Origin of the sequence: Mesorhizobium sp. M0293 (assembly GCF_040321735.1) — a bacterium.
Taxonomy (GTDB): Bacteria; Pseudomonadota; Alphaproteobacteria; order Rhizobiales; family Rhizobiaceae; genus Mesorhizobium.
In genome coordinates this window covers 1-25566 of sequence record NZ_JAMYSA010000089.1, presented here as the reverse complement: position 1 = coordinate 25566, position 25566 = coordinate 1, and the positions used below count along the sequence as shown (strand labels likewise).

Here is a 25566-nt window from a genome sequence, read left to right as displayed (position 1 = left end):
ACCCTCGGGAAGAGCCGGGTGCGGGAAATCCGCCCGCCCGGATCTGTGAGGGCGAAAGCCGAATGGCTGAGCTACTCGACCACGATCCTAAAAGGCGGCGAAACTCCTCGTCATCGCTGTCACTTTTCCATGCATTTATGAATCGGCAGACGATCTGGAGATTGCCGTCTTCGTAGTGCCCGTCGCTGTCGATCCGGTCGACAGAAGGCATGAGCGCCTTGTCCGCGTCCGACCCGCCGAAATCGAACGGAATGCCCGACAGCGCACAGCGGTTTTCCTGAATATCGAGCAGCCACGCGATCAGTTGCTCTATGCGCGTAGGCATTGGACACCCGCAGGCCCGTGTTCTTTACACAGTCAGGCGAGTCGGGAACATTATTTCCCGCCAATGCGTTTCATGATCCTGAAAGGGACGATTTCTTTTGGAGGCTGGAAATGCGCAGCTTCGAAATGGTCGATCTGCTTTACGTGGTCGAGGATTGTAAGCGCGATCGAGTGGTCGGAAGTTTCGTGTCGATGGCTGAAGGCGTGGAAGAGTTGCGGGTGCTAACCGGCGATTTCGTGTCTTCGGATGATCTGATGGCAAATGCTCTCTCAACAGTAGCGCTTGCGCGAGGCTGCTCGGTTTTGTTCGACGAACAGGCAGGCTAAAATCCTTGAGGCGACGGCAAATAGAGTAAGTAATTCAAATTGTTACGCAACAAAATGGCGGAGGAAGTGGGATTCGAACCCACGGTGAGCTTGCACCCACGCCGGTTTTCAAGACCGGTGCCTTAAACCGCTCGGCCATTCCTCCATCGTGACTTTTCAATCACTTAAGCGCTATGCTGTCGGCCGGTTTTGACCTGTTGGGACCAGATTGGCACCGAAGGCGTTGCCGAACGGTTCGCGCGTCATTCCTGTAATGCGGCATTAAGGGCTGCGTCAACCACTGCTGCGGCACCTTCCTACTGTCCGGGCAGCATTTGGCGGATCGTACTGGCCACCAACGACAAGGCCAAAGCCTTGGCACTGGTGCGGTCAGTGACCCGTAATGGGTCAATCAATTTGGCACTGCAATTGCATTAAGACGATTGTGGGTTGGGGAAGGGCCTGTCGCCTCGCAAATGAGGCGGCAGGCCTTCGCTTAAGCGGCCTCGTCGATATGGCGCACACATGACGGCCATGTCGCGTGCCTGGCGCGCCAGACCGCGCCAGCGAATCGACGCGATTCGTGATCGCGGAAGGTTAGCGCGCCGATTGTTTCTTGGCGTGTGCGGCGACTGCACAGAGGAAGGCCAATGCGGCGGCATCGCAGGCCGTCCGAGATGGGCCTTTGGCGAAAAGCACGGCGTCCGCAGCTCGTATCGTTAAGCCATGCTTTTTGGCGAAAGAGGTAACTTCGTAAGGCTGATCATCTTCAGATAGATGGCCGATGCCGAAATCGTAATTCATGCGACTACATCCTCCCAGTTCGCTACCTTTTCCCTCCTCGCCCTGAGGCAAAGTTAACAGCCGGCGCGTCGCGCGAGTCTAGCAATTAGGGATTGTGTAAAACGATATAACTCCGCACCGACTACATCTTGTTGTTGCCGATGATGCCGGCCTCGCCGTCGGGCAGGGAAGCGGTCACTGTGGGCGACGCAAAGCCGTGACCGTTCAGGAGTGCCGACACGGTAACTGCGTCACAATCTTGCCCGGTTCTGGCCACAATCGGTTAATACCGTGATAAACAATTCCTGCGCACAAAGGACCGGGGTTCAAGGCGTCGTTATGTTCGGCGAGTGAGTGTTTCGGCTCCTCTGATGCTTGAACGCGGCGTGTCAGGTCGAGACTGAAGGGGACATCAGGAAAATGCAGGCTGTGACGCACCCGCGTCTTCGTCGCGCTGCCACAGTCGCGTTGTTCGCCATGTCGGCCGCCTTGCTGGCGGCTTGCGCGTCGCAGCCTGAGCCGAAAGCAATGGTCTACAAGAAGACCCGCTCCAAGGAATATTTCTCCGAATCCGAATATGGCGTGAAGGCAAGCCCACGTGTGTTCTCCCAGAACGGGCGCATGCAACGCGGCGGCGGCAGGGATCAGCTCGGCAAGCCCTATCAAGTCCGCGGCAAGTGGTATTACCCCCGGGAAGACAAGCGCTACGCCAAGGTCGGTCTGGCCTCCTGGTACGGCGACGCCTTCCACGGCCGGCTTACCGCCAATGGCGAAGTCTATGACATGACGCATCTGACGGCGGCGCATCCGACCATGCCGCTACCAAGCTATGCCCGCGTCACCAATCTCAAGACCGGCAGTTCGGTCATCGTTCGCGTCAACGATCGCGGCCCGTATCATGAAGGCCGCATCATCGATGTGTCGGAGCGCGCAGCCCAGATGCTTGACTATGCCAACACCGGCACCGCTCAAGTGAAGGTCGAGTATGTCGGCCGTGCACCGCTTGACGGCGATGACGACCAGTATCTGATGGCCTCCTACCACCCCGGCAACAGGGTGCCGGATCCGTCGGATGGGCTGCCGACCGGCGTCATGGTCGCGATGAACGGGCCTTCGCCAAGCCTGACTGCCGGCACTGCCGCCGTACCGTTTCCGGGTCAATTGACCGATTCCGGGGTCGTCCAGCCGGTCATGTCGGCGCAGACGCCGGCTTACGGCGATCTGGCGCTGCCCGATTTCGGACCGATCGTGCCGGAACGCCCGGAGATCAGTCTGCCGCGGCAATCGCCGTTTGCCGTGGCCTCGCTGTCCTATGCGGACGAGCGGGTCGAACGCGCCTCCAATGCCTTCGCCGCACTGGGCGGCGACGGAATGTCGCCGGCCGACGTCCTTCAATCGTGGAAGCGGCAGCCGCCTCCGGCCGGTCTGTCCACCGATTACGTCGCTGCGGGTTCGTTCGAGGATGCAGCGCAGGCCAAGCGCGTTGCCGCTCAGCTTGCCGCATTCGGCAAGATCGAGATCCAGCGTTCGGAACTCGATGGCGAGGACTGGTATTCGGTCAATCTCTATCCCGATGGCCAACGCAACCTGGATGATTTGCTGCAGGCAGCATGGTCGCATGGCGCGCCGGATGCGCTGGCTGTGCGCAACTGAGCGCAAGCCAGGCCGGATTTCCGTTGCACGGTTGATCCGCCGCGCAAAAAGCCTGATATCTTTCGCGGGCTTGCCGGCCGTGCCGGCCAATGGGTCGAACATCATGCAATTGCGCTTGCTCCAGCCTCTCGCCGGGCTTCTGATTTTTGGCCTGCTGCTGTTTTCCCAGGCTCCAGCCCGTGCGCAGCTGTTCGAGACCAAAGCCACGCAGGTCTTCATGATCGATGCCGAGACCGGGACGGTGCTGTTTTCGAAGAACGCCGACAAGCCGATACCGCCGGCCTCGATGGCCAAGCTGATGACCATGGAAGTGGTGTTCAACGCCATCAAGTCCGGCCGCCTGAAGCTCGACGATACGTTCGTGGTCAGCGAAAACGCTTGGCGCAAGGGTGGGGCGCCTTCGGGAACATCGACGATGTTTGCCAAGCTCAAGTCGTCGATCCGGCTCGAGGATCTGATTCAGGGCGTGACCGTACAGGCGGCCAATGACGGCTGCATCGTCATCGCCGAGGGCATGTCCGGGTCCGAGGATAATTTCGCCGCGCAGATGACCGAACGCGCCCGCCAGATCGGCCTCAAGAGTTCGACCTTCGTCAATTCGACCGGCCTGCCGGCGGATGGCCAGCAGACGACCGTACGTGAGCTGGCGCAGCTGGCCGTGCACCTGTGGCGCGAATATCCGGATTTCTATCGCTACTATGGCCAGAAGGATTTTACCTGGAACAAGATCTCGCAGAGGAACCGCAATCCGCTGCTGGCGATGGACATCGGCGCCGACGGCCTGGCGGTCGGTGCCAGCGAGACGTCGGGTTTCGGCATCGTCGGCTCGGTCAGCCACAACGGCACGCGGGTAATTGCGGCGATGAGCGGCCTGGCCTCCGACAAGGAGCGCGCCGAGGAGGCGCGAAAGCTGCTCGACTGGGGCGTCCGCTCCTTCGAGAAGACCGAAATCTTCGCCAAGGACGAAGTGGTCGGCGAGGCTCAGGTTTTCGGCGGTGCCAAATCCGGAGTGACGCTAAAGGCCAAAGGTCCGATCGACATCTTCCTGCCGATCACCAACCGCGACAAGCTGACAGCCAGGATCGTCTACAACGGCCCAGTTGCGGCACCGGTGGAGGAGGGGCAGCCGGTGGGTGCGCTGCGCGTCTTTATCGGCGATACGCTGAGTCAGGAGACGCCGCTTTTCGCCGCCGAATCGATCGGCGTCGGCACATTGCCGCAGCGCGCGCTCGACGCCGTCAAGGAACTGGCGGTCGGCTGGCTGCGCTAATGTATGTCGCTCAGAAGTGGCCCCGGTTTTGGGGAAACGAGATGCATAAAAGCAAAAATCGACGGCATGGACGTTTCGTCTAACGCGGACTATCTAGAGCGCTACAATCCCATTCATACATGGACAAGAAGGCCTCTCGGTTGGCACGCGGATTTTTCATCACCTTCGAAGGCGGCGAAGGAGCAGGCAAGTCGACGCAGATCGAGCGGCTGGCCAGGAAGATGCGCGCCAAGAAATACGATGTCCTCCTTACCCGTGAACCGGGCGGCTCGCCGGGCGCCGAAGCGGTCAGGCATGTGCTGCTTTCGGGCGCCGCCGAACCGTTCGGGCCGAAGATGGAAGCGCTGCTTTTCGCCGCCGCGCGTTCCGACCATGTCGAGCAGGTCATCCGGCCGGCGGTCGAACGTGGCTCCATAGTGCTTTGCGACCGCTTCCTGGATTCCTCACGCGTCTACCAGGGTGTCACCGGTGGCATCGATCTGGCGTTCATGGATGCGCTGGAGCAGGTTGCCATCAACGGCATGATGCCGGACATGACGCTGATCTTCGACATCGATCCGACGGAAGGCCTGAGGCGCGCAACGCTGCGGCGCGGTGCCGACGCAGACGCAGACCGCTTCGAAAAAGAGACGCTGGCGATCCATCAGGCGCGCCGCGAGGCGTTCCTGGCGATCGCCGCGGCCGAGCCGGAACGCTGTATCGTCATCGACGCGGCAGCCGATCCGGTTGCGGTCGAGAATGTCGTCACCGCCACCGTGTTCGCGGCGCTGGAGGCAAGAACGCCGTCGCGCAACAGGCAGGCGACGCCGGCATGATCTTCGAACGCATCGCCCCGGAGCAGCACGACACGCTGGACGGCGTGCCCGAGCCATCCGAAACGCCATTTCTGGTCGGGCACAGCCAAGCCGCCGGCATGCTCACCGCCGCCTACCGTGCGGGAAAGCTTCCGCATGCGCTGATCTTCTCCGGGCCGGTCGGCATCGGCAAGGCGACGCTTGCCTTTCATCTTGCGCATCATCTCCTGAAGCACCCGGATTTCGCGCAGGCGCCGGAGAGTCTTACCACTCCCGATCCGGCGTCGTCGCTGTTTCGCCAGATCGCCACCGGGGCGCATCCTGGCGTGCTGCATCTGACCCGGCCGCTGAACGACAAGACCAAGAGCTTCAAGACCGTCGTCACCGTCGATGAAATCCGGAAGGTCAGCCGCTTCCTGTCGCTGACCTCGCATGACGGCAGCTACCGGGTCGTCATCGTCGACCCGGCCGATGACATGAACACCAATGCCGCCAACGCCTTGCTGAAGAACCTTGAAGAGCCGCCGGCACGAACCTTGTTCATCCTGATCGTCCACGCACCGGGCAGCCTGCTGCCGACAATCCGGTCGCGCTGTCAGGTGGTGCGATTGACGCCACTCGACGCCGACGAGCTGATGGCGGTGCTGGAAACGGCGGAGCCGCCGCCGCCTGGCGATCCGGCGGCACGCGCGGCGCTGGTCGAGCGGGCAGGGGGCAGCGCCCGCAACGCCATCCTGTTGACGCAGTATGGCGGGTTGGAGATCGCCTCCACGCTCGACGCCCTGGTCACGGGAAGAAAGAGCGATGTCGGCGGCGCGTTCCGCCTTGCCGAGGCCGTGGCCGGCCGCGACCAGGCGATCCAGTTCGATATCTTCAACCGCCGGGCGCTGGATCTTTTATCGGACGCGGCTAGCCAGGCGGCGCTGGCGGGCGATCTCGCACGGGCCAAAACGCTGTCGGACACTTGGCACGAGGCGCTGGACGCTATATCTGAGACCGACACCTACAATCTCGACAAGAAGCAGCACGCCTTGACCATGATCGACCGCCTGAATTCTGCAATGCGAATGTGATGGGGTTTTCGGCCTCGGGATGGCAATCGCCGCCCCGATGCGATATCCACCGCCACGCCTTTCCATTCAGACATTCATGACGGTTCATTCATGTCACGCGACAAATTCTACATCACCACCCCGATCTTTTATCCGAACGGCAAACCGCATATCGGTCACGCCTATACGGTCATTGCAACCGACGCGCTGGCTCGCTTCCAGCGCCTGGACGGCAAGGACGTCTTCTTCCTGACCGGTACCGACGAACACGGCCTCAAAATGCAGCAGACGGCCGAGAAGGAAGGCATAACGCCTCTGGCGCTGGCCGACCGCAATTCGGCGATTTTCCGCGCGATGACCGAGGCTTTGGGAGGCTCGAATGACGAGTACATTCGCACGACCGAACCGCGCCACTACGAATCCTGCCAGGCAATCTGGAAAGCGATGGCCGCCAATGGCGACATCTATCTCGACCGCTACAGCGGATGGTACTCGGTCCGCCAGGAAGCCTATTTCGATGAAGGTGAGACGACGCTCGGCGAGGATGGCGTGCGTCGCGAACCGCTTGGCTCGCCCGTCGAATGGAACGAAGAGGAAAGTTATTTCTTCCGGCTTTCTGCCTATCAGGACAAATTGCTGGCCCTTTATGACAGCCGGCCTGACTTCGTGGGGCCTGCCGAACGGCGCAACGAGGTGCAGAGCTTCGTCAAGTCCGGGCTGAAGGATCTGTCGATCTCGCGCACCACCTTCAAATGGGGCGTGCCGGTGCCGGGCGACGACAAGCACGTGATGTATGTCTGGGTCGACGCCTTGACCAACTACATCACCGCCGCCGGCTATCCCGACACGGAGGCCGAGAAATGGCAGTATTGGCCGGCTACGCACATCATCGGCAAGGACATTGTCCGCTTCCATGCGGTCTACTGGCCGGCTTTTCTGATGTCGGCCGGCATCGAGTTGCCAAAGCGCGTTTTCGCGCATGGCTTTCTGTTCAACCGCGGCGAGAAAATGTCGAAATCGGTTGGCAACGTCGTCGATCCATTCGCAATGGTCGAGCACTATGGTCTCGACCAGGTGCGTTATTTCTTCCTGCGCGAGGTGCCGTTCGGCCAAGACGGCAGCTACAGCCATGACGCGATCGTCAACCGCACCAAAGCCGACCTTGCCAATGGTCTGGGCAATCTGGCGCAGCGCTCGCTGTCGATGATCGCCAAGAACTGCGGCGGCGTGGTGCCGGGGCGCGGCGACCTGACGGAAGCCGACAAGACGATCCTCGACCAGGCAGCGGCGGCTCTTGCCACGGCGCGCAAGGCGATGGCTGGGCAAGGCATTCATCTGGCACTGGCGGCGATCTTCGACGTGGTGGCGGAAGCCGACCGGTACTTTGCCGGCGAGGCACCATGGGCGCTGAAGAAGACCAACCCGGCGCGCATGGAAACCGTGCTGTGGACCACCGCGGAAGTCGTCCGGCGCGTGGCGATCTTGTGCCAACCCTTTGTTCCGGGATCGGCCACGAAACTGCTCGACCTGCTGGCGGCGCCGGCGGAGAGCCGCGATTTCGTGCATGTCCACGCGGACCATGCGCTGGTGCCTGGCACTGCGTTGCCCGTGCCGGAAGGCGTGTTTCCGCGTTATGTCGAACAGCCGGACGCGAAAATCTGATGCTTGTCGACAGTCATTGCCATCTGGATTTCCCAGATTTTGCCGAGGAGCGGGCGGCCATTGTCGCCCGCGCCAAGGCGGCCGGAATCGGCCGCATGGTGACGATCTCAACGCGCGTGAAGCGGTTTCAGCAAATCATTGAAATCGCCGAAACTTTCGATGAAGTCTACTGTTCGGTCGGCACCCATCCGCACAATGCCGCGGAAGAGCTGGACGTCACCACCGAAGAGCTTGTTCGTTTGGCTGCCCACCCGAAGGTGGTGGCGATCGGCGAGGCCGGTCTCGACTATTTCTACGACAAGGCGCCGCGCGATGTGCAGGCGCAAGCGTTTCGCAATCACATCGCCGCCGCGCGCGAAACGGGGCTGCCGCTGGTCATCCATTCGCGCGATGCCGATGACGATATGGCAGCTATTCTCGAGAATGAAACAGGGAAGGGCGCCTTCCCATTCATCCTGCATTGTTTTTCCTCGGGGCGCCGGCTCGCCGAAATCGGCGTCGCGCTCGGCGGTTACGTCTCGTTCTCAGGCATCCTGACCTTCAAGAATTCGGCTGAGTTGCGTGCCATTGCCGCCGATGTGCCGCATGACCGCCTGTTGGTCGAAACCGACGCGCCCTACCTGGCGCCCATGCCATTTCGCGGCAAGCGCAACGAGCCGGCCTATGTCGCCCACACCGCCAGGGTGCTGGCCGAAACAATCGGCGTCGGCGAGACTGAAATCGGTGGTCTGACGACGAACAATTTCTTCCGCCTGTTCGGCAAGATGCCGCGACCTCCCGAGCAAAGTGCTTGGCCCGAGCAAAGTGCCTGAACGATGACTGACCGGCTGCGCCTCACCATTCTCGGCTGTGGCTCATCGCCAGGTACGCCGCGCATCACCGGCGATTGGGGCAAGTGCGACCCGGACAACCCGAAGAACCGGCGCATGCGCACCGCCGCGCTCGTCGAGCGGATCGCGGCGAACGGCGGCCGCACGACCGTCGTCATCGACACCGGACCGGATTTTCGCCAGCAGATGCTGCTGGCCTCGGTCAGGCGTCTCGACGCGGTCGTCTATACGCACCCGCATGCCGACCACATCCATGGCATCGACGATCTGCGCGGCTTCGTCCTCGACCAGCGGCAGTTGATCGATGTCCATGCCGACACGGTGACCATGCTTCGGCTGCGGGAAGCGTTCGGATATTGTTTTGAGACGCCGCAAGGCAGTTCCTATCCGCCGATCGTCAAGCCGCATCTCATCGACCACGCCCGGCCGGTGGTCATCGAAGGAGAGGGGGGTGCCCTCACCCTCGAGCCGTTGCCACAGATCCATGGCGACATCATATCACTCGGTTTTCGCATCAGCGGGCTCGCCTATTGTCCTGACATCAGTGGCTTTCCGGAGGCCACCGCCGAACGGCTGCGGGGCCTCGACGTGCTGATCATCGACGCGTTGCAATACCGGACGCACCCAAGTCATCTGTCGCTTGGCGAGGCGCTGGAATGGATCGAGCGGCTGGCGCCAGGAAACGCCGTGCTGACGCATATGCATGTACCGCTCGACTACGCCACGGTGATGGCCGAGACCCCAGCCAACGTCGAGCCGGCCTATGACGGGATGGTGATCGAAATCCCTTATGAATCAGCGCGATGTGGATAGACCTTCATGAGGGTTTTCGGCTCCTTGGCGCAAATATCAGCAGCGTTCCGATCCGCTCATAGCCCATCCGAGGATAAAGCAGCGCGCCGGCGTGGGTTGAAGCCAGAACCGAGCACCTCGACCCACGCGCCCGATCGTCGTGCAACATTTTCGACATCAAAGCCTGGCCAATGCCGCGACGCCGGTGCGAAGGCTCGACCTACATGCTCGAACACCACGTGGCTCCCACGGCATCCAGGCTGCGCACGCGCCCAACGATACCATCGACTGCCACATACTGGCGGAACGGCGCGCTGTCGCCAAGCAAATCGTCCTCGATCGGCAGCCTGCGGATGATCTTTCCCAACTGCGCCGCCCGTTCGGCTGTCTGCACGCGTTCGACCCAAGCAACCGCCGGCGGGCTCGGAATCTGGCGCAATCGGTGGACGAAAAAGCCTTCGGTCCGAAGCAGCCGGTAGCCGAGAGCTTTGTAGGCGGTTCGTGTCGGCCCGTCCGGATCCTCGTTCGCGATCACAACGGAAACGGCAAAGCCCGGCCTTGCATGCTGCCGCACGATGGCATCGGCCTCTTGAGCGGCGATGTCATGGACGACCCATTCCTCGCCGCGGTAGTCGCGAGGATTCTTGCGCTCGGCGTCGCGCATCAGCCACAACGGTCCGACGCGGCTGGCCTCGTAAGGAAAGGTGCGGCTTCTGTCGGCGCTGTAGCCATGCACGAACACCTCGATCGCCGCTTCGATCTCTCTGTTGGCCATCTTCAGCCTAGCGTTGGCTATCCGCTCAAGGCAATACACCACAATTGGCTCAAGCCTATGAAAATCAGCGGCAATTTCCAGTTCCTGGCCGATGCGTCAGTTCCATAATCTATCTTATGCGACTTTCGGTCGCCGGCCTTATGGTGGTGGCGATCGATGTCTTTTGACTCATAAGTTGCGGTTTTAACCCATAAGTTGACTCGCCTCTCTTTCCGTCATGGAGCCAGCCGCCCGCAGAGTCTCCCCAGCTCTGACGTTGACCAAAACAAACTCCGCGACGCGAGTTTTTGATAAACACCTCGAAGCTTGGAGAACGGCGTCGGCCCGGCCAGGTCGAAGCTTGCTCGCTGGGTCTGAAAAGCGGCCTTCTTGGCGACTGTCCAGCGCGGCTAAAGTGCCTTGCAGTATCTTTTCGCATGCCCCGGCAAAAATGCCAGCATTCCACCGTTGTCTTCCCACGCCGACAATCGCCGACGAGTCAGCGTTACGTAACGCAGTCCTCGATTGTGGCAGCGTTACGTAACGAAATCCCCAATATTTACCAAGACGAAGAAAATCCGCTTGACCAAAAACCGTTTCTGTCTATGTTCCTCTTTCGTTCCTTCGTGGACGCCATTTGTTAACCACCGAGTAATGGGTTTGTGAAATCCACCGGTGGGTCGCTTTCGAAACGCAGGATGTGAAAAACATCATGACCGACGTGTCGACCATGACCCGAATAGGCAAGCGCCGCGGCTTCGTCGCCGTCCAGTGCATTGTCGCGGCATGGTCGATGTCGCGCCGCTGAACCGGACACTGGAAGCCGCACCCTACGAGTTTCAGCAAGGGAGCGAATCCATGACCACCGAGCGCAGCAATCCTTCTCCAAGGCAATTTCCGGCATCGTTCTGCCTTCTGGCAGGCCGTCGAATAGCGGACTGATTCCGCCTTCCTGATTTCCGTTTCCAAGTAACACTGACTGCGCGATGCGGGCATCGCGTAGAGGCGTTTCAAGGTCTCGCTCAGTTACATTTTGCGTTCGTGCCGTTCGGCCGCCTGTCCGACGGAACGAGGAGTCGCGTCATGGGTGTATCGCCACGTACAAAGCGTCCGCCAGAGGATTGGCAGCCGCACGATTTCGCGCTGTTTCGAACCAACGTCCCGCACAGGACTCCAGAGCCGCCCCTCGCCCACTATCGACCGCTCGGCCGTTGGACGGAGCCGAGCGGCTTTCCGTCGTACAGGAGCGGATACTCGGTCAGCTACTGGGGTCCCGAACAGCTTTCTTTCCTGACTCTGACTGAGGTCAATCCGAGCGTGCGGAGGATTCGCGCGCGACCCGAGACATTCGAATGGTTCGACGGCAAGCGCTGGCTGGAGCACACGCCCGCTTTCGGCGTCTGGACCGACCATGGCTGCGGGCTGTTCGACATTGAATCGCCTGCGGCCCACCAGTCGCCGATGTCGCAGCTGCGCGCCAAGGCCCTCGCCCGGTCTCTCGCGCGCTCGGGAACCTCGTACAGGACGGTTCCGCGCAACGAACTCAAGATCCAGCCACGGCTGGGCAACTCCAAAGAGGTCAATTCCTGTTCAGGGCTCGTCTTCCCGGACGGAGAGGACAGCCGGGTTTTGATGGCGGCTCCAGCAGGCGGATCGGACACCGTCGGCGGGATCGCCATGCGGTCGCGTATTCCTGTCGGGAAAGCATTTGCCGCGATCCTCAACCTCGTCTGGCGGGGAGTTCTCGAGATCGACATGGGCACGGAATTCTCCCATGCCAGCATGGTGCGGAGACCGCTGCCATGACCGCCGTCCTGCTGCCTCGCGGCACTCTCGTCACGTACAACGACATCGCAGGGATGATCGACGGCCGCACGCCGGACCGGAGCGGCTATTGGCTCCGCCCGATCGCCGGCCGAGACGGCGGACCTACGATCCCGTTTCCTGTGAGCGACCGCCAGATCGAGGCCGGATATCTGGACGGGTCCTTCCGGGAAGGCGCCGACGGCGAATTGCTGGACGACAGCAATGCCCATCTCTCGTCGGTCGACACGACCAAGGTTTCCGACCGCGACGAGATGGTCGCGGCATACCGCCAGCGCATCATCGACGCGATCGAAGAAGAGCTTCGCTCGAATCCGCAGGGCTTCAAGCAGAGACGCAAGCTGTTCGCGCGGATCGCGGCAAGCATCCCTCCGCCGGAGGGCGTCGATCCGGTGCTCGGCGCCTCGGTCGAGCGCCACTACAAAGACTACAGGATCACCGGGTGCAGCACGGCCGCGCTCTATCCCCGCCATGGCTGGAAAGGAAACCGTGAGCAGCGCAAGCCCGACTTCGTCTACGAAGCCATCGAGCTCGCGATCGACAACAAATACAACGGCCGCGGCTCCCTGCCCGACGTCCAGACCGAGGCGATCTCCATCGCAAGGATGAACCTTCCGACCGACCTGTCGGACTACACGCACGGGAAGAGGATGCCCGACGGGACCGTGGAACAGGTTTCGATGATCCCGCGCCGCGAAGACGGCGGCATCCACTGGGAAGAGCTGGTGAGCTACGCGATAATCCGCCGGGCGATCAAAAAACGCTCGGCCGTCGACAGGGCGATCCGGATCCTCGGTCCCGAAGAAGGCAAGAAAGGCTTCCGCGTGGTCGCCAGCGGTCCTGTGGAAACCCGCGCGCTGGCGCTGGGGGAAACCGACGACTGCCACCTGTCCAGGCTGTTCGTGGTCGACGACGAAAATTGGTTCCCGCTCGGCTACCCGCATTTCACGGCCATCATCGACGTCGCCACCAGGTGCATCCCCGGATTCGAGATCGGCTTCATGCCGCCGAGCAGCGATTCCGTCGGAAGGTGCCTGAGGCACGCCATCCTGCCGAAGGACCTGTCGTGGGTCGGCAACCATCCGGACGGCACGCCGATCATCAAGAACCGATACCCGATGTTCGGCACCTTCAGCGAACTGAAGTGCGACCAGGGCGGAGGTTTCATCAGCGGGCACACGAGGGACAACGCCTACCGATGCGGAACATCCCTGACGGTCCTCCCGCCGGCGGCTCCCCAGATGAAGGGGCATATCGAGCGCTTTTTCGGCACCTTGAAACGCGGCGCCTTCGGAAGGTCGATCGGACTGCTGCCGAAGGCCCTCGTCGACGCGCTCTCCAAGTCCGGAAAGAAGGGCCGCAGGGATCCGGTGGTGATCACGCTGAGGGAACTCAGGCTGCTCCTGACGTTCTGGATCGTCGAGGTCTACCACCAGACGCACCACAGCGGCATCGGGATGCCCCCGCAGGAAGCCTGGGAGATCAAGACGGCCCAGAGGTTTGTCCCGCCTCCCCGGCCGAAACGGGAAATCGACCTTCTCGTCGGCAAGTACGAGCCGTCACGCGTCATTAACGCGAACGGGATCAGGATGTTCGGCCTCGAATACAATTCGGACGCGCTCGGCGCCCTGCGGGACCGCAGCGCGGGCATCGACGGGATCATGCGCGGCGTCGAGATCAAGTACGACCCGTCCGACATCTCGGTGGTCTGGGCTCTGGCCGAAGACCCCCTTTCGCCCGGCAGGACCATCGCCGTGCCGGCCTTCTGCAAGCAGATGAAATACGCGAAGGGCCTCAGCGAATACCAGCACATCGTCATCAAGGCCCACGCGCGGGCGAAATCGAAACACAGGATCCTTTCAATGACCCAGCTCATGGAAGCCAAGCTCGACCTCGCCAGGATGGCCAAGGAAATGATCGGCGAAAGGAATACGAGCGGCGGCGCCGTCAAGCTGGCGCGCCACCTGAACGTCAACCGCGCCTATCTCAACAATCCCGAGGACATCGACGACGCCGAAGCCTCGAAACGGTTCCTCGCGCTGATGGACGAGGAGCCGATCGCCGACGAAAGCGCCGAAGCCAGCGAACCCACGGTCCGGAAAAAGATCTCGCCCCCGCCGTCCACGGAGACGCCCGACGAAGCCGTCGCGGAACCGATGGAACCTCTGGGCACCCGCATGCTCGCCGCCGAGGCCAGGATCGGCCGCCTGAACCTCGGAGTGATCCACGATGACTGAGGCCGCATCGTTTTTCGTTCCGCCGGGGATCGCCGCTTATGCCGACGCGGGGATGGCCAGCAAGGTCGCGCAGGCCAGAATCCGGATGCGCAAGATGCTGGTGCCTCACCTGCGCTTCAAGAAGGGACTGCAGGCGGCCTTGACCGAGCACATGGCTTTCGCCCCCTCGCCCAGCGCCGAGGGGACGGCGCTGATGTTCACGGGACGCTCTGGGTCGGGCAAGTCGAAGACGTTGCGCTACTACGCGAAACAGTACCCGGCCGTGCGGGACGAGTCCGGCATGCACCGCCGCGTTCTCTACGTCCACGTTCCGCCCGGCGCTGACAAGTATGCGCTTCAGCGCCGCATCATGGCGGCCCTCGGCATTCCTGTAGACAAGCGCCGGACGTCCGACGAGCTTTCGCTCGACATCGCCTGGCATCTGAAGGAGCAGCGCGTCGAGCTAATGATCCTCGACGAGTTCAACCACATGGTCGACAACCGCAGCAACAGAACCCAGTTCCTGGCAGCGGACGTGCTCAAGGAACTTGCCAACTGGAATTGCTGCCAGATGGTCTTCGGCGGGCTGGCGAGCTCCCTTCTGGTGCTTGAGTCCAACCACCAGCTGCTGCGGCGCACGTTCAGCCGTTTCGAGATGAAGGGCTACGACTGGAACGTCGACGCCGAGCAGACCGAGTTCGTGCATTTTCTCGGCACCTTGGCGGACGAGATCGACTACTTCCACAGGCGGCCAGCGCTCGACGACATGGACCTGGCGGAGCGTACCTGCCGCGCCACCGGGGGTCTCGCGGGCCTTTCGAGCATCCTCACGTTCAAGGCGCTGGAGGTCGCGCTGACCATGGAATCCACGGCGCTCCTGCCGCGGCACTTCGAGGCGGCCTTCGACGTCATGAAGCCGATTGGCACGAAGGGAAATCCGTTCGTCGGCAAGGTGTCGTCCGTTTCGTTCCCCGAGGACTACGACGGAAAGCGTTTCCTCGAGGACGATGAAAGGTCGGGCCTGCGGGAAAGCACATCGAAGCCGAAGAAGTCGAAGGAGGCGGCATGACCGATCGGCTAGACCTCCCCGTCGAGACCTTCGCCGAAATGAAGGCATTCCCGCTTGCGGTCCGCCAGGTAGCCACGGAACCGCAACACGGCCTGTTCGGGAGGACGGTTGAGCGAAACCTTCGCGGCGATTTCGGCCGCTTCTGCCGGGAGATCGGCGTTCGTCCCGGACGGCAGGTGTTCAATCTCCCGGTGGAGGACGTTGCCCGCCTGTGCGCCGCCGACCTGTCGGTCCTCGAACACGCCTCTCCGCGGGTGGACGCGGGCTGGATTCACCTGCTTGGCCAGCGCTTCCGGAAGCGCGACGTCCGTTTTGGCAGCCGCCGATGGTGCCCGCACTGCCTCCGGGAATCCGGAACCCATCGCGCATGGTGGGACATCGGATTCGTGACGACCTGTCCAGATCACCGATGCGCCCTCCTCGAGGCCTGCCAGTGCGGCGTCAGGCTCACGTGGCACAATTCCCCGAGCTTCTACTTCTGCGCCTGCGGCAGGGAACTGGCCTATGCGAGGACGGAACAGGTTCCGGAGGCAGAATGCGCCTTCGATGCCTATGTCATCGGGCGCATCAACGGCGCGCCCGCCTCCGCGCCGTCGTTCCTCGATCGGGTGCCGATGGACGAAGCCGTCGAAACATGCCGCGAGATCGGCAAGTTCGCGCTCGACCCTTTTCAGACCGAACATCCGATGACCGGGAAAAAAGGCGTCCGCAGGGTGATGAACGCGGGCCTGGCCATGGTTCTGGGCCTGCCCGACAGTTTCCAAAATCTGCTCGAGCGCATCGAGGCCGAGCGTCCGAAGCAGCCGCCTGTCCCGGTGTATTCCGACGAGTTCAGATATTGGCTGGTGCACGGGCAGCCCGACGGCGTTGACGGCAACGTGTCCTGGCATCTGAGCGACTTCCTGCAGGAACGGCGAGCCAAGGAGCAGGAGCCGCCGCATGTGCCCTATGGCCATTTCACGTACGCCGAGGCCGCCGAGCAGTGCGGCATTCCGGAGAGACGGCTGCGGGTGATCCTGCGCCAGATGCAGGTGCGCCGGCGCGAGGCCGTTTTGCCCAAGCCCAAAAGCCTCGATCCCCATACCGTCTATCGGCTTGCTTGCGACATCCGGTCCGGGAAGAGCGTCAGAGAGGTCGCGCAGGAACTCGGCGTCTCTTCGGCGGACGTCAGGGAACTGGTGCGCCTGCATTTACTGCTGACCGTCGCCGACGCGGAGCAAGGCATGCCGTGCATCATCAGGGGAAAGGCAACCGAGTTTCTGATGAGCTGGCTGCAGAGCAAGGCCGCGGCCAACGGAGCTGAGCCGGGATTGCCGCTTCCGACTGCCGCGGCGGCTCAGGGGGTCTCGGTTGCGGAGATGGTGGAGATGGTGCGCGTGGGAAGTGCGAGAGTGGCAGGAACGGCCAAAGGAGCCGGATTGAATTCCATTCTCGTTTCTTGTCGAGGAGACCCTGATTGTCCTCGTACGCCCTCCCGTACGACCTGCCAGACGGGACATAGGGTCAAGGCTTTATCGACCCCGTGGGACAATCCACCAGTTCTGGCTTTGTCCCGAACGCCAGGTCCTCAACTACGATTATTATAATCTGGATTATAAAGCGCATGATGTTCGAGGCGTTTATCCTAGGCGCTAGCACTTTTTGGGTAATTTCACCCGGCATTGACTGGAATTGATCCGGCAGCGTCAAATCAGCCAACCGCTGGAAGCGCTGTCGGAAGAAGTTCGCTTCGCTTTCGCCGCCTAGATGCACCCCAGATGGTGACTTGCTGACGCGCATTCGACTCGAGTTACAAAGGCACGATTGATATGGCCGTAAAATTCAACGTACGTCAGAATGACGGTAGTCCAAGCGTAGCTGTGCTTGCGATGCTCATCTTGGGCGGCTTGCCTGCGTCTAAAAGTAACGTAGCCAGCGCACTACTTGACGAAATTCAGTATTGGCTGACGGAAGGATATCGTGGTTCGGCCATTCAAGACTCGCTTGAATGGCTTTGGGGTCAAAAACTAGTGCAAACCGATGATCTTGAATCGCCGCCGATCTATCCTCGTGCCAGCGTGATTTTCAGAAGTGAAAAGGGTGACTCTGCTGCAGCATCCAGCCAGAATTTGTCCAGCCGCGCTTAGTGGATGGCCTCGCCCAGATAAAGGAACGCCGTGGATCGGTCGCGGCTTCCATGTTCATTCCGCCGAACCTCGACGGTTCCAACTAAGGCACGGGTAACGATGAAAAACACCACGTTCGGTTTTGGTGACGAGGCAGTCCCGAAAGTGACGGCCGAGGAACAGTTCCAGAGGGCAATCCATGATGCCTGCGACTTCATCGTTCGCCTCAAGAAATGTGGCCTCAACATCGTGCTGCCCGAGGATGAGGGCCAGTGCCAGAAGCGGTTCGAGGCCCTGGTCAATTTCTTGGTGACAGAAAAAGGGTTCCCGGATGACCGCCCGGAATGGCTGGCGGACGAGATGGTGCAGCGGGCGGCCAGAACCATCGGCTCGCGCATCTACAGCATGCAGCAACACCTGCAAGAGCGTCCCGTGCAGCACTGATAAACGGATTTCAGTAATATCAAGGGTCATGAAGCTCAACCGACGTGAGCCCACTCTCGCATGATTGATGTGATTGTTTCGGGTTGGGCGATGAGCTTCTGCCAAGCCTCGCAGGCGGCGTCGATGATGGCGTCGTGGCCTTTCGAAGGCGGTTGGAGAGCCAGTTGGCGCGCAACCGGGTTGAGTTCCGGGGCTCGCGACGGCAGCAGCGGCGTGATGTTTCGTCAGAAGTTGGTATTGACCGTCCCGTCGCCACCCCTGACTAGATCGGGCCGAATGGCTATAACCGTACTGACCGCGGTCGACCAAGATGGTCTGCAAATACATTCAGCTTCGCCGATACATCAAAACTCGACCTGTCGGGACCAGCTGCAGCAAGTAGTCGAAGTCGCTGATGTTGCCCGTTAGAACGGAAAATCCCAATTTCTGTGCCTGCAGGAACAGCACGCAGTCCTGAAGCGCCCGCAGCCTGGAATCATTCTTGTAGCCCTGAAGGCGACAAAGCATTCCTGAGAGGAGCGCGGCTCGGCCCAGAACATCGGGATCCGGCGCAAAAACCCGATGGGGCGGCATATCCTTGATCACGGTCCTGATCTGCTTGATAGCTTTGGCCGAGCCCGAATGTTTCGGGTCGAGGACCCCCACGGTGTGCATCAGCTCCTGGATGGCTACGGTGGAATGATTGACCTGCCTGACATCGAGGAGGTCGGCAACTGCTTCAGGCGCTCGGCCTTGCAAACCGTCGATGTAGACGCAGGTATCCAGCAGCAGATCGTGCCCCGCCTCGGCAAGGTCGCCGATGATCGGCAGATCCTTGTCAGGACGGCGGCTTAATGTTTTCCGGGGATCAAATCGCGACCATCTAACAGCCGCCCCGAAGTCGAAATCGGCCAATTTAGAATCCAAGCTTCAGTGTCGGATCCACCGTTCCCCGTGTTTTCCTGAAGGTCTCGGCGAAGTTGTCTTCCAGAGCCACATTAGCCAACGCAAATTCGACGAGTTCGGTATCCGACGTCAGTCCGGTTCGAGCTTTGGCCTTCTTGATCAGATCAGCACTCACCCTCCCCGCAATCCTGCCGTCCTTCTCCGCGCGCAGGCCGGATTCTTCCGCCCTTTGCAGGACGGCGCTAATCCTGGCTAGGCGGCGCATCTGCAATTTCTCAGCCAGGTTGGGAACGGTTTTCGGCCGCTTGCCCACGGACCCTTGGCCGCGACGCACCCGCACAGCTGTCTTCGTCATCGGGGGTTCTCCGCACGTCCGTTTAACAAAAATCGATTTTAGACAACATAGCAGTCAAGGTGAATTTTTCAATGACCCAAAATCAAAAGGCGGCCCTCGGCCGCAACGCGTCACCGCCCGTCAGTAACAGGAGGCGAACGAGAGAAAGAGCGCAGGTTCGATCCGGTCGACGTCATCGGTCGCCTCCAGCGGGACATCGCCGCCCTGTAAAGCGACTGCGGCTGCCAAGAGTCACAGAAGGCTGAAAGATCTTCCCAGTGACCACAAGCGTGATCGGATCAGGTGGCTTTTCGCTTACGTGGCTTCCGGGCGGATTTCTTCGCCGCGACAGTAGCGGCGCTGGGCGTTCCCCGCCGACCAGGCACCTTGACGATCAACACTCCTCTCTCAGTTCCGTCCTTCATGAGATCGCCGACCCGTGTCTCGTACCACGTGTCCATGTGCGAGGTTGTGACGCGATGCTGCGACAGGTCGAGAACGAGCATTACCCCGAGCTTCAGGTTCGTTGTCTGATACATGAGGGTCTGTTCGCCGTAGAACTCGAGAAGGCTGTCGAATGAAGCGTCCTTGAGTTCCCGCTTTACCTCGATGGTCAGACGGTGCCGTCCATTGTCGTACCTTATGTCGGCCCGCCCCCCGGCTACTCCCTTGACCTCGTCTTGGATTGGCAATGCCGACGATTTGCCGTGCCGGAGGAAGTCCTGCTGGAGGTCCTTCTCGACAGGCAGGCTGTCGCCGTGTTGGAACAAATATGCCGAGAACCTGTCCTGCTCGATGGACGAGTCGAGTTTCTGCTCGAGGAAGATGCCAAGACTGAGCACCAACGTGTTGAAGTCGATACTCGCCTTTGGCCGTTTGTAGTCGGGAACGGCAGAAAGGCTAGCAGCCACTCGCTCGAGCATATCGATGACAGCAACGCTGGTGCGATCCTTGATCAGCGTTGCCATGTTTCCCGCAACCTCGTCGAGCAGCTGGTCCGATGCGGCCACGTCAGTGGCGCGTACCCTTCCGAGGAGTGCGGGTTCCAATGGGTAGGTGGAACCCGCGTCCGGAGGGAAACTTTCGTCCCCTCGGTAGACCCGCTCGATCGCCTCCTTCAGATCCCGCGTCAGATCGGCATCGAATTTCTCGGAATGCAGGCGAAACCACGCGGTCAGATGTTTCAGGTGATCGCGATTGCCGAACACCCGTGTTTCGAGTTTCGGCCGTATAACGCAGTCGACGCCGTGCGCCGACGCTCCGGCAAAGATGGATCTGTTCGCTTCGTAAGCGACGAGGAGATGCCTCTCGATCACGTTGATGGCATCGAGCCAGACATCCTCGGCGGCTCGCTCGATGAGGGCTACTAGGTTCCGGGATAGCGATACTAGCGCCGCTATCTGGCTTGCAATCGCGCCTAGTATCGGGTTCGGCCTTCCCGCCAAGGAATACTCCGTATAGGCGAATGCGTCCTGCTCAAGACTGGCGACCGTTTCTGCGAAAGCCGTCGGAACGGTCCTTTCGTGGAAACCGAGCAGAAGACCGATCGAGTTCTTGAAAAGACGAGCATCGTACCTGCTTTCACGTAGTGACGCCGCGCGGTCGAAATCCGACATCGCCATACGCAGGTTTTCGATCACCGTGTCCGTGTCCGATGCCTCTATGGCTCGCTGAAGTGAAAGCAGACCCAACTCGAAGCGGACCTGGTCCTCCGCCCCCTGGATTTCGGCCATTGTGACGAGAAACTGCGCAAGGGCTGGATTGCCCTTCTTGGCCGACAGGATGCCAGCGATGCGCGCGGCATGCGCGATATATGTCGAATCATCGTCCACTTCGGTGTCGATGAGGTCCGCCTCGAGCCTAGTAAGCCGTCCCGCATCATCCCTTGCTAGTGCAAGCGCACCCTTAAGCGCCGCATTTCTGAGCGGCACTGGTCGACCGCGGTCACCAGCAATCGCAAGGAATTGCCGGAACACCTTGGTCCCGGCCGGACCGTCGTCGAAGTTCAGGGAAAGGAGTCTGTCCGCGATGGTGTCGAGTTCAGGCCCGCGAGCAATGACACTCAGGACATTGGCTAGAAAGCCATCCACTGCGTCCTGGCGTGTACCTCGGTAGGGTAGCACAAGTTCGACGAACTCGTCGGCGTAGACGGACGCGCCATAGACAACGCCCTGCTCAAGCACGCGCTCAATCCCGCCGAATGACTCGACGTCCGGGACCATACCGCTGCCGAGCAGTCCTTCCATGATGTCGTCGTGGTGCATCTGCGCTCTACCAGAGGTATCCGTCCTCTCGATTCTCAATCACATTACCGCAAGGCACATGATCCAGTATTGCGTCGCTCTTTACGCCTGCGACGAATATCTGAACCGTCGGCAGGCTGTCCGAAAGGCCGGAGAGGCCGACGACCATCTTCGCGACATCCTTTTTCACCACCTCGTTGTTGCCGACGGAGTCGATGAGAAGTACGCCAGGATGCCGGCCGATCCCGCTCTTCTCGGCGACCTGGATCATGGCAAGCGTCGCCGCCAGTTTCAGCCGCATCCTTTCACCAGGCGTGCCCTCGCCAAAGTTTTTCTTTCCCCCACGCATCTGCAGTTCCATATGCGTGTTTCCCTTCAGCTGCACGCCTAGCAGATCTGTCAGGCCGAAGGCCTGAGCATATGTCAGCGCCAGTTCCGAGACCTTGGTGAGAACGGTCTCCTGTTCCTCTTCATACATCTTCTTCGTGGCTTTGATTGCCGCCTCGAGAAGATCGACTTCAGTCGCTTCTGTCTGCCGATCCGTCCCTACCATCAGGGTGAGTTCCTCGATCTGGGCATCCAATTTGACGAGTTCGAGCCTCCCGTCCGGCACTGAGCGGAGTTCATCGAGCTCCTTTTCCAGCTGTTCCAAAACTCGCGCCTGCGCGTCCCTGGCCTCTTCGAAGTCCGTGCTTTTCCGCCGTGCTTCAGCGAGACGCTTCTTGAGCTTGCCCGCGCCCTCTTTGGCAGATGTAACATCCGCGGTCAGCCGCTCTTCCACACCTTCAGTGCTGTCCGATTCCGGCCGTTCGGCCCGACCGCAAACGACACAGTCATGATTGCTGTGTCGCGTTTCGCGCACGTCGGCGGTGTAGGCTTCCTCGCAGCTTGGGCAGGATACCGGGTTCAGGCTGCGGAACACGTAACCTGCCGCCCGGTTCTCACGAAATGCATTCAGTTCCCGCGAGGCCGCGGTTAATGCCGCCTCGGCATGGCGGTATTCGGCTTCGAGTTCTTCGATGACCGACACATTCCGCCGCAGCTTATCCGCGTAGGAAGCGTATGCCGCAGTCGCCGTCGACACATCGGTCCGCAACTTGCCTGCGGAAGGTCTGTCGTCTGCTTCGGCTGTGATGACATCCCGCTTCTTCTGCAGTTCGTCCAGGCGGGACCTCGCCGCATCTGAAACTTGCCTCGCCTTCCGCGATTCCTGCTCGGTGTCGAGCCTGGCGCGCTTCTGCGCCTCCATGAGCTGCGCGCGTGTCGTGATCCATGGAAGGCCAAGATACATCTGCATGGCTCGTGTTGACTTGCCATGGGAGGTGTCGTCGCCTCCGAAGACCGCCTTCGGATCAGGGGAGATCCACAAAACTCCGAACAGCCAATTCCAGCCATGGCGTTGATCGACGCCCTTCCCATCCCGTTCGGCAATCACCTCGAGCGGCTCCAGACCAAGCTCGGAGAGGAAGAAGCTGTCCATGGCCGCCACGAAACCAGCCGTGTCAGGAAACTCCGCCACCACGAACTCCCGGCCTCTTGCCTGCTTGACGAGCAGCCCGGACCCGAGTTCCGCGTCAAGAAGCCGGACCTCGTACTCATCATTGTCCAGGCTGAAGCCGAGCGTGAGCGTTCGAAACCAACCGGACATATCGGATGGCAGTGTCCGTGTACCCGTCAACGCCCATCGGATGATCTTGAGAAGAGACGTCTTGCCCTTGAGGTTCACCTCCGACACGAATGCGTGCATCCCGGGTTCCAGGCTTGAGCGCGCAAAATCGATTACTTTAGTCTCGTAGTCTCCTGTCTTCTCCCCTGTGAAGGCGAGACTGCGGAGCTTGAGCCTCTTGGGGATGGCATGCGTGAGCTTCGGTTCGATCCCTAGCCGCTTGAGCAGCGCCTCGACGTCGCTCGCGGACTTGCCGGACTTCCTGGCGATCTCGGCAACCCATTTATCACGTGACAACGCACTCATGCTTCGAACTTCTCCAGCTTTGCCCTAACAGCTTCGGCGATCGTCGGAATGAGATCGTCGACCCGCGCGTCGTGGTATTCCTTGCGCTCGTGCTGCCGCTTCTTCAGAAGACTGCCGCCCATTCCTCTGGATAAGCGTAGCACCAGTTCCGCCCGCGCCGCATACCACTCGAATACCGGGTGCTCACGCAGTATTCGGTCCCGGAGGTTGAGGGCAGCTTCTGACAGCAGGAAATGCTGGGGGTTTGCAGTCGGGTGCTCGATCGTGATCGCCTTGGTCAGTCCGGCGGTCCCGAGCATTGTGAGCACGGTGTCGAGAGGCTCATAGGCGCCGAAGTACCTGCGGAGCATCGGAATTGACCGTTCCGAAGGTTCGTTGTCATCGAAGATGGCCCGGGCTGCATCGAGGAGGCTCGCGCCTCCCGTCTCCTCGTATTGAGCGACCAGCTCGTCGGCTAGGTAGTCCGGGTACCTGACCCAGAAGTCGAGCGCCTGCAGCCTGGTCTCGCCTTCGAATCGGCGCGGAAAGGCCGAACCCGTCGAGGGCTCTCCGTTATCGACGGAGCCTTCGACCAAAAGGAACAGAATGCGAACTGCGTCGCGGTACTCCGTATTAGCCATTTATGCCTCTCCCCGCTCCACAGTAGAGGCCCAAGGCAAAGGCAGTAAACCCCTGTTCGTCGTCTACTGATCAATACGGCCAAGGCTTCGAGGTCCGTAAACATATCGAAGAAGGACAGACGCTCGCAAAACCGCTTATCCCGTTCGCTCAGGGGACCACAACATCTTCATATAGCAGAATTGATGGCGGGCAGCCTGAAAGGTGCTCCGCAGCGCCTTGGCGATGCCGAGAAGCGGCACGACACGGCTCACAGCGGTGTCGTTCGATTAATGAAGTCACGATTCGGGTTAGGCAGTCACGGCCGCCATACGGCGACCTCAGATTATTCGGCGGCGATCGCCAGCGCCCTGCCTTTGGAGGGCGGAGTTAGCAGCCTGGGCAGTTTCGCATAGGGATTTGGATAGCGGCGGCCTATCCGGCGCTCATCGCCGGGCCGCCGCGGCGCCAGCACTGGCCGCACTGGATTTTTCGGGCGTATGTACTCGCAAGGCTCCTCGAATTCCCTCCCGCCGCTGGTGAACCCGTCGGAATAGGCCTGCGAGGAGGTATAGGGCGACCTGCAGGGACTGCTCCGTGTGCGGTGCGCAGCGGACCCGTGAGACCAGCCCGTGGCATCAGGCCGCGACGCTCAGTCGGCGGCGAACGTCCTCGACCCGTCTCACGGCCTCGGCAGGCGTGGCGAAGACGACGCTCGCCGGAATGCGCAGGACCGTGTAGGTCTCCGCATGAATGACCTCGTCGCGCGCGGCATCCCGGGCCATGGCGTCCGGGCTGCCGTGCCACGTTGCCCCGTCGATTTCGACCACGAGTTTGTCGTCGATGAGGAAATCTCCCCGGAACTGTCTCCATGCCGAGCCGCGCCCGATGCGCAGTTGGCCAAGCCCGATCTGGGTCCGTAGCTGGATGCCGTCTCCCTTGATGCAACCGGGACCGACCGTCATCCCGTAAGCGGAAACCATGGCGTCGAAGAAGGCCTCCTCCGCGGGCGACTCGCAGCTCCTGCGCATGTCCTCGACGGTAATCGGCTTGTTGAGGCGGGCCTCGATTTCCGCCTCCTGCCTCTTGCGTTCCGGCTCATCGCGAATGTCGCTGTAGACCGTCCAGGCGATGAGGCCGCCCACAGCGAGAAGCGGCCAGAAGACCAGCCCGAGAAGCATGAAAACAGCGGCCAGAAGGCCGCGCTGGAAATAGGTCATGAAATTTCCCTTGCATGTGTCGCAGGAACGGATGCCGACAGTGGACCGGCCATCCGGTCTGCGCAATCCTTGTCTGCTCAGGGCCGGGCCGCCCGCGCCCGCTCCCGGCGAACGCCACGGCCTGTTCCGGAAGTCGGCCCTCCTATCGGCACATCGGCGATGACCGGGGGAGCAACAGACCGATCTCTTCTGATATCACGCATGCCCAGCCTGTCTGGCCGCCAGGCAGATCCACGCCACCCCTGCTAGAAATGTCCGAAGCATTCTGTGCAATGGCCAAACATCGAGGAAACCGCGCGTCGCAGTGTCGGACACCTGCGGCGCAAATTCTACGACCTGCATATTAGCGGGATCTCGCAGGCCGCGACGGTAACGATCATCGCCATGACCGAATTGTGGAAGGTCGAGGACGAGGTTCGCGGCAAGGATGCCGGAAG

The 25566-nt window shown here is 61.0% G+C and carries 22 protein-coding genes, 1 tRNA gene and 3 pseudogenes; 14 read left to right on the top strand and 12 right to left on the bottom strand.

The window, feature by feature from the left end; genetic code table 11:
• A pseudogene (locus NKJ06_RS26310) lies at positions 1 to 325 on the bottom strand (hypothetical protein); the annotation flags it as partial.
• 110 nt (positions 326 to 435) lie between these two features.
• Between NKJ06_RS26310 and NKJ06_RS26305 the strand changes: the two are divergent.
• The gene (locus NKJ06_RS26305; RefSeq protein WP_352634565.1) at positions 436 to 651 is read left to right on the top strand and encodes a hypothetical protein; all 216 of its coding nucleotides are present in this window, start codon (positions 436 to 438) and stop codon (positions 649 to 651) included.
• A gap of 55 nt (positions 652 to 706) precedes the next feature.
• On the opposite strand, the gene NKJ06_RS26300 is transcribed toward NKJ06_RS26305, so the two are convergent.
• Positions 707 to 796 (bottom strand) — tRNA-Ser (locus NKJ06_RS26300).
• Between the two features lie 431 nt (positions 797 to 1227).
• On the bottom strand, positions 1228 to 1434 hold the full coding sequence (locus NKJ06_RS26295) for a hypothetical protein (protein WP_352634564.1): 207 nt from the start codon (positions 1432 to 1434) through the stop codon (positions 1228 to 1230).
• Between the two features lie 399 nt (positions 1435 to 1833).
• Here NKJ06_RS26295 and NKJ06_RS26290 point away from each other — a divergent pair, with 399 nt between their 5' ends.
• The 7 genes from NKJ06_RS26290 (at position 1834) to NKJ06_RS26260 (ending at position 9487) form a co-directional block, all read left to right on the top strand.
• On the top strand, positions 1834 to 3066 hold the full coding sequence (locus NKJ06_RS26290) for a septal ring lytic transglycosylase RlpA family protein (RefSeq protein ID WP_352634562.1): 1233 nt from the start codon (positions 1834 to 1836) through the stop codon (positions 3064 to 3066).
• 103 nt (positions 3067 to 3169) lie between these two features.
• Complete coding sequence (locus tag NKJ06_RS26285) at positions 3170 to 4336, top strand: D-alanyl-D-alanine carboxypeptidase family protein (protein WP_352634560.1); 1167 nt, start codon at positions 3170 to 3172, stop codon at positions 4334 to 4336.
• Between the two features lie 140 nt (positions 4337 to 4476).
• Complete coding sequence (gene tmk, locus NKJ06_RS26280; protein ID WP_352634558.1) at positions 4477 to 5151, top strand: dTMP kinase; 675 nt, start codon at positions 4477 to 4479, stop codon at positions 5149 to 5151.
• Positions 5148 to 6203 (top strand): DNA polymerase III subunit delta', encoded by a 1056-nt coding sequence (locus NKJ06_RS26275; RefSeq protein WP_352634557.1) that lies wholly within the window; start codon positions 5148 to 5150, stop codon positions 6201 to 6203. Before tmk ends, NKJ06_RS26275 begins: the two co-directional genes overlap by 4 nt.
• Positions 6204 to 6293: 90 nt before the next feature.
• The gene (gene metG, locus NKJ06_RS26270) at positions 6294 to 7844 is read left to right on the top strand and encodes a methionine--tRNA ligase (RefSeq protein WP_352634555.1); all 1551 of its coding nucleotides are present in this window, start codon (positions 6294 to 6296) and stop codon (positions 7842 to 7844) included.
• Positions 7844 to 8656 carry a TatD family hydrolase gene (locus tag NKJ06_RS26265; RefSeq protein ID WP_352634553.1) on the top strand — a complete coding sequence of 271 codons (813 nt, stop codon included), beginning with the start codon at positions 7844 to 7846 and terminating at the stop codon, positions 8654 to 8656. The genes metG and NKJ06_RS26265 overlap by 1 nt, the downstream gene beginning before the upstream one ends.
• 3 nt (positions 8657 to 8659) lie before the next feature.
• Positions 8660 to 9487 carry an MBL fold metallo-hydrolase gene (locus NKJ06_RS26260; protein ID WP_352634552.1) on the top strand — a complete coding sequence of 276 codons (828 nt, stop codon included), beginning with the start codon at positions 8660 to 8662 and terminating at the stop codon, positions 9485 to 9487.
• A 4-nt stretch (positions 9488 to 9491) separates the two neighbouring features.
• Here the strand turns inward: NKJ06_RS26260 and NKJ06_RS26255 are convergent.
• Together NKJ06_RS26255 and NKJ06_RS26250 are read right to left on the bottom strand one after the other, a co-directional pair.
• Positions 9492 to 9674, bottom strand: a pseudogene (locus NKJ06_RS26255) (GNAT family N-acetyltransferase); the annotation flags it as partial.
• Between the two features lie 12 nt (positions 9675 to 9686).
• Positions 9687 to 10241: an N-acetyltransferase gene (locus NKJ06_RS26250; RefSeq protein ID WP_352811138.1), complete on the bottom strand. Its 555-nt coding sequence runs from the start codon at positions 10239 to 10241 to the stop codon at positions 9687 to 9689.
• 1062 nt (positions 10242 to 11303) lie between these two features.
• On the opposite strand from NKJ06_RS26250, the gene NKJ06_RS26245 reads away from it, so the two are divergent.
• From NKJ06_RS26245 to NKJ06_RS26220, 6 genes are all read left to right on the top strand, one after another.
• Positions 11304 to 12026 (top strand): hypothetical protein, encoded by a 723-nt coding sequence (locus NKJ06_RS26245; protein WP_352811137.1) that lies wholly within the window; start codon positions 11304 to 11306, stop codon positions 12024 to 12026.
• Positions 12023 to 14281: a TnsB C-terminal domain-containing protein gene (locus tag NKJ06_RS26240; protein WP_352811135.1), complete on the top strand. Its 2259-nt coding sequence runs from the start codon at positions 12023 to 12025 to the stop codon at positions 14279 to 14281. The genes NKJ06_RS26245 and NKJ06_RS26240 overlap by 4 nt, the downstream gene beginning before the upstream one ends.
• Positions 14274 to 15329, top strand: a complete 1056-nt coding sequence (locus NKJ06_RS26235) for a TniB family NTP-binding protein (RefSeq protein ID WP_352811133.1) — start codon at positions 14274 to 14276, stop codon at positions 15327 to 15329. Before NKJ06_RS26240 ends, NKJ06_RS26235 begins: the two co-directional genes overlap by 8 nt.
• Positions 15326 to 16915 (top strand): TniQ family protein, encoded by a 1590-nt coding sequence (locus NKJ06_RS26230; protein ID WP_352811131.1) that lies wholly within the window; start codon positions 15326 to 15328, stop codon positions 16913 to 16915. The genes NKJ06_RS26235 and NKJ06_RS26230 overlap by 4 nt, the downstream gene beginning before the upstream one ends.
• Before the next feature lie 222 nt (positions 16916 to 17137).
• Positions 17138 to 17455 carry a hypothetical protein gene (locus tag NKJ06_RS26225; protein WP_352811129.1) on the top strand — a complete coding sequence of 106 codons (318 nt, stop codon included), beginning with the start codon at positions 17138 to 17140 and terminating at the stop codon, positions 17453 to 17455.
• Between the two features lie 99 nt (positions 17456 to 17554).
• Positions 17555 to 17878 (top strand): hypothetical protein, encoded by a 324-nt coding sequence (locus NKJ06_RS26220; protein ID WP_352811127.1) that lies wholly within the window; start codon positions 17555 to 17557, stop codon positions 17876 to 17878.
• Positions 17879 to 17913: 35 nt separating this feature from the next.
• Here the strand turns inward: NKJ06_RS26220 and NKJ06_RS26215 are convergent.
• From NKJ06_RS26215 to NKJ06_RS26185, 7 genes and pseudogenes are all read right to left on the bottom strand, one after another.
• Positions 17914 to 18102: pseudogene (locus NKJ06_RS26215) on the bottom strand (IS630 family transposase); the annotation flags it as partial.
• 103 nt (positions 18103 to 18205) lie between these two features.
• Complete coding sequence (locus NKJ06_RS26210; protein ID WP_352811125.1) at positions 18206 to 18772, bottom strand: type II toxin-antitoxin system VapC family toxin; 567 nt, start codon at positions 18770 to 18772, stop codon at positions 18206 to 18208.
• 1 nt (position 18773) lies between these two features.
• Entirely contained in the window at positions 18774 to 19118 is a 345-nt protein-coding gene (locus NKJ06_RS26205) for a hypothetical protein (protein WP_352811124.1), read from the bottom strand.
• Positions 19119 to 19396: 278 nt separating this feature from the next.
• Complete coding sequence (locus NKJ06_RS26200) at positions 19397 to 21361, bottom strand: hypothetical protein (protein ID WP_352811123.1); 1965 nt, start codon at positions 21359 to 21361, stop codon at positions 19397 to 19399.
• Between the two features lie 7 nt (positions 21362 to 21368).
• Positions 21369 to 23312 (bottom strand): hypothetical protein, encoded by a 1944-nt coding sequence (locus tag NKJ06_RS26195; protein WP_352811122.1) that lies wholly within the window; start codon positions 23310 to 23312, stop codon positions 21369 to 21371.
• Positions 23309 to 23932, bottom strand: coding sequence for a hypothetical protein (locus NKJ06_RS26190; protein WP_352811120.1), 624 nt, complete (start codon positions 23930 to 23932; stop codon positions 23309 to 23311). Before NKJ06_RS26190 ends, NKJ06_RS26195 begins: the two co-directional genes overlap by 4 nt.
• A gap of 615 nt (positions 23933 to 24547) precedes the next feature.
• The gene (locus tag NKJ06_RS26185) at positions 24548 to 25129 is read right to left on the bottom strand and encodes an endonuclease domain-containing protein (protein ID WP_352811119.1); all 582 of its coding nucleotides are present in this window, start codon (positions 25127 to 25129) and stop codon (positions 24548 to 24550) included.
• Positions 25130 to 25566 lie beyond the last annotated feature (437 nt).

Excerpts from the sequence above, each read along its gene's own strand:
- NKJ06_RS26305 (WP_352634565.1), top strand. The coding sequence starts at position 436 with ATGCGCAGCTTCGAAATGGTCGATCTGCTTTACGTGGTCGAGGATTGT.
- NKJ06_RS26295 (WP_352634564.1), bottom strand. The coding sequence starts at position 1,434 with ATGAATTACGATTTCGGCATCGGCCATCTATCTGAAGATGATCAGCCT.
- NKJ06_RS26290 (WP_352634562.1), top strand. The coding sequence starts at position 1,834 with ATGCAGGCTGTGACGCACCCGCGTCTTCGTCGCGCTGCCACAGTCGCG.
- NKJ06_RS26285 (WP_352634560.1), top strand. The coding sequence starts at position 3,170 with ATGCAATTGCGCTTGCTCCAGCCTCTCGCCGGGCTTCTGATTTTTGGC.
- NKJ06_RS26275 (WP_352634557.1), top strand. The coding sequence starts at position 5,148 with ATGATCTTCGAACGCATCGCCCCGGAGCAGCACGACACGCTGGACGGC.
- metG (WP_352634555.1), top strand. The coding sequence starts at position 6,294 with ATGTCACGCGACAAATTCTACATCACCACCCCGATCTTTTATCCGAAC.
- NKJ06_RS26265 (WP_352634553.1), top strand. The coding sequence starts at position 7,844 with ATGCTTGTCGACAGTCATTGCCATCTGGATTTCCCAGATTTTGCCGAG.
- NKJ06_RS26260 (WP_352634552.1), top strand. The coding sequence starts at position 8,660 with ATGACTGACCGGCTGCGCCTCACCATTCTCGGCTGTGGCTCATCGCCA.
- NKJ06_RS26250 (WP_352811138.1), bottom strand. The coding sequence starts at position 10,241 with ATGGCCAACAGAGAGATCGAAGCGGCGATCGAGGTGTTCGTGCATGGC.
- NKJ06_RS26245 (WP_352811137.1), top strand. The coding sequence starts at position 11,304 with ATGGGTGTATCGCCACGTACAAAGCGTCCGCCAGAGGATTGGCAGCCG.
- NKJ06_RS26240 (WP_352811135.1), top strand. The coding sequence starts at position 12,023 with ATGACCGCCGTCCTGCTGCCTCGCGGCACTCTCGTCACGTACAACGAC.
- NKJ06_RS26235 (WP_352811133.1), top strand. The coding sequence starts at position 14,274 with ATGACTGAGGCCGCATCGTTTTTCGTTCCGCCGGGGATCGCCGCTTAT.
- NKJ06_RS26230 (WP_352811131.1), top strand. The coding sequence starts at position 15,326 with ATGACCGATCGGCTAGACCTCCCCGTCGAGACCTTCGCCGAAATGAAG.
- NKJ06_RS26225 (WP_352811129.1), top strand. The coding sequence starts at position 17,138 with ATGGCCGTAAAATTCAACGTACGTCAGAATGACGGTAGTCCAAGCGTA.
- NKJ06_RS26220 (WP_352811127.1), top strand. The coding sequence starts at position 17,555 with ATGAAAAACACCACGTTCGGTTTTGGTGACGAGGCAGTCCCGAAAGTG.
- NKJ06_RS26205 (WP_352811124.1), bottom strand. The coding sequence starts at position 19,118 with ATGACGAAGACAGCTGTGCGGGTGCGTCGCGGCCAAGGGTCCGTGGGC.
- NKJ06_RS26200 (WP_352811123.1), bottom strand. The coding sequence starts at position 21,361 with ATGCACCACGACGACATCATGGAAGGACTGCTCGGCAGCGGTATGGTC.
- NKJ06_RS26195 (WP_352811122.1), bottom strand. The coding sequence starts at position 23,312 with ATGAGTGCGTTGTCACGTGATAAATGGGTTGCCGAGATCGCCAGGAAG.
- NKJ06_RS26190 (WP_352811120.1), bottom strand. The coding sequence starts at position 23,932 with ATGGCTAATACGGAGTACCGCGACGCAGTTCGCATTCTGTTCCTTTTG.
- NKJ06_RS26185 (WP_352811119.1), bottom strand. The coding sequence starts at position 25,129 with ATGACCTATTTCCAGCGCGGCCTTCTGGCCGCTGTTTTCATGCTTCTC.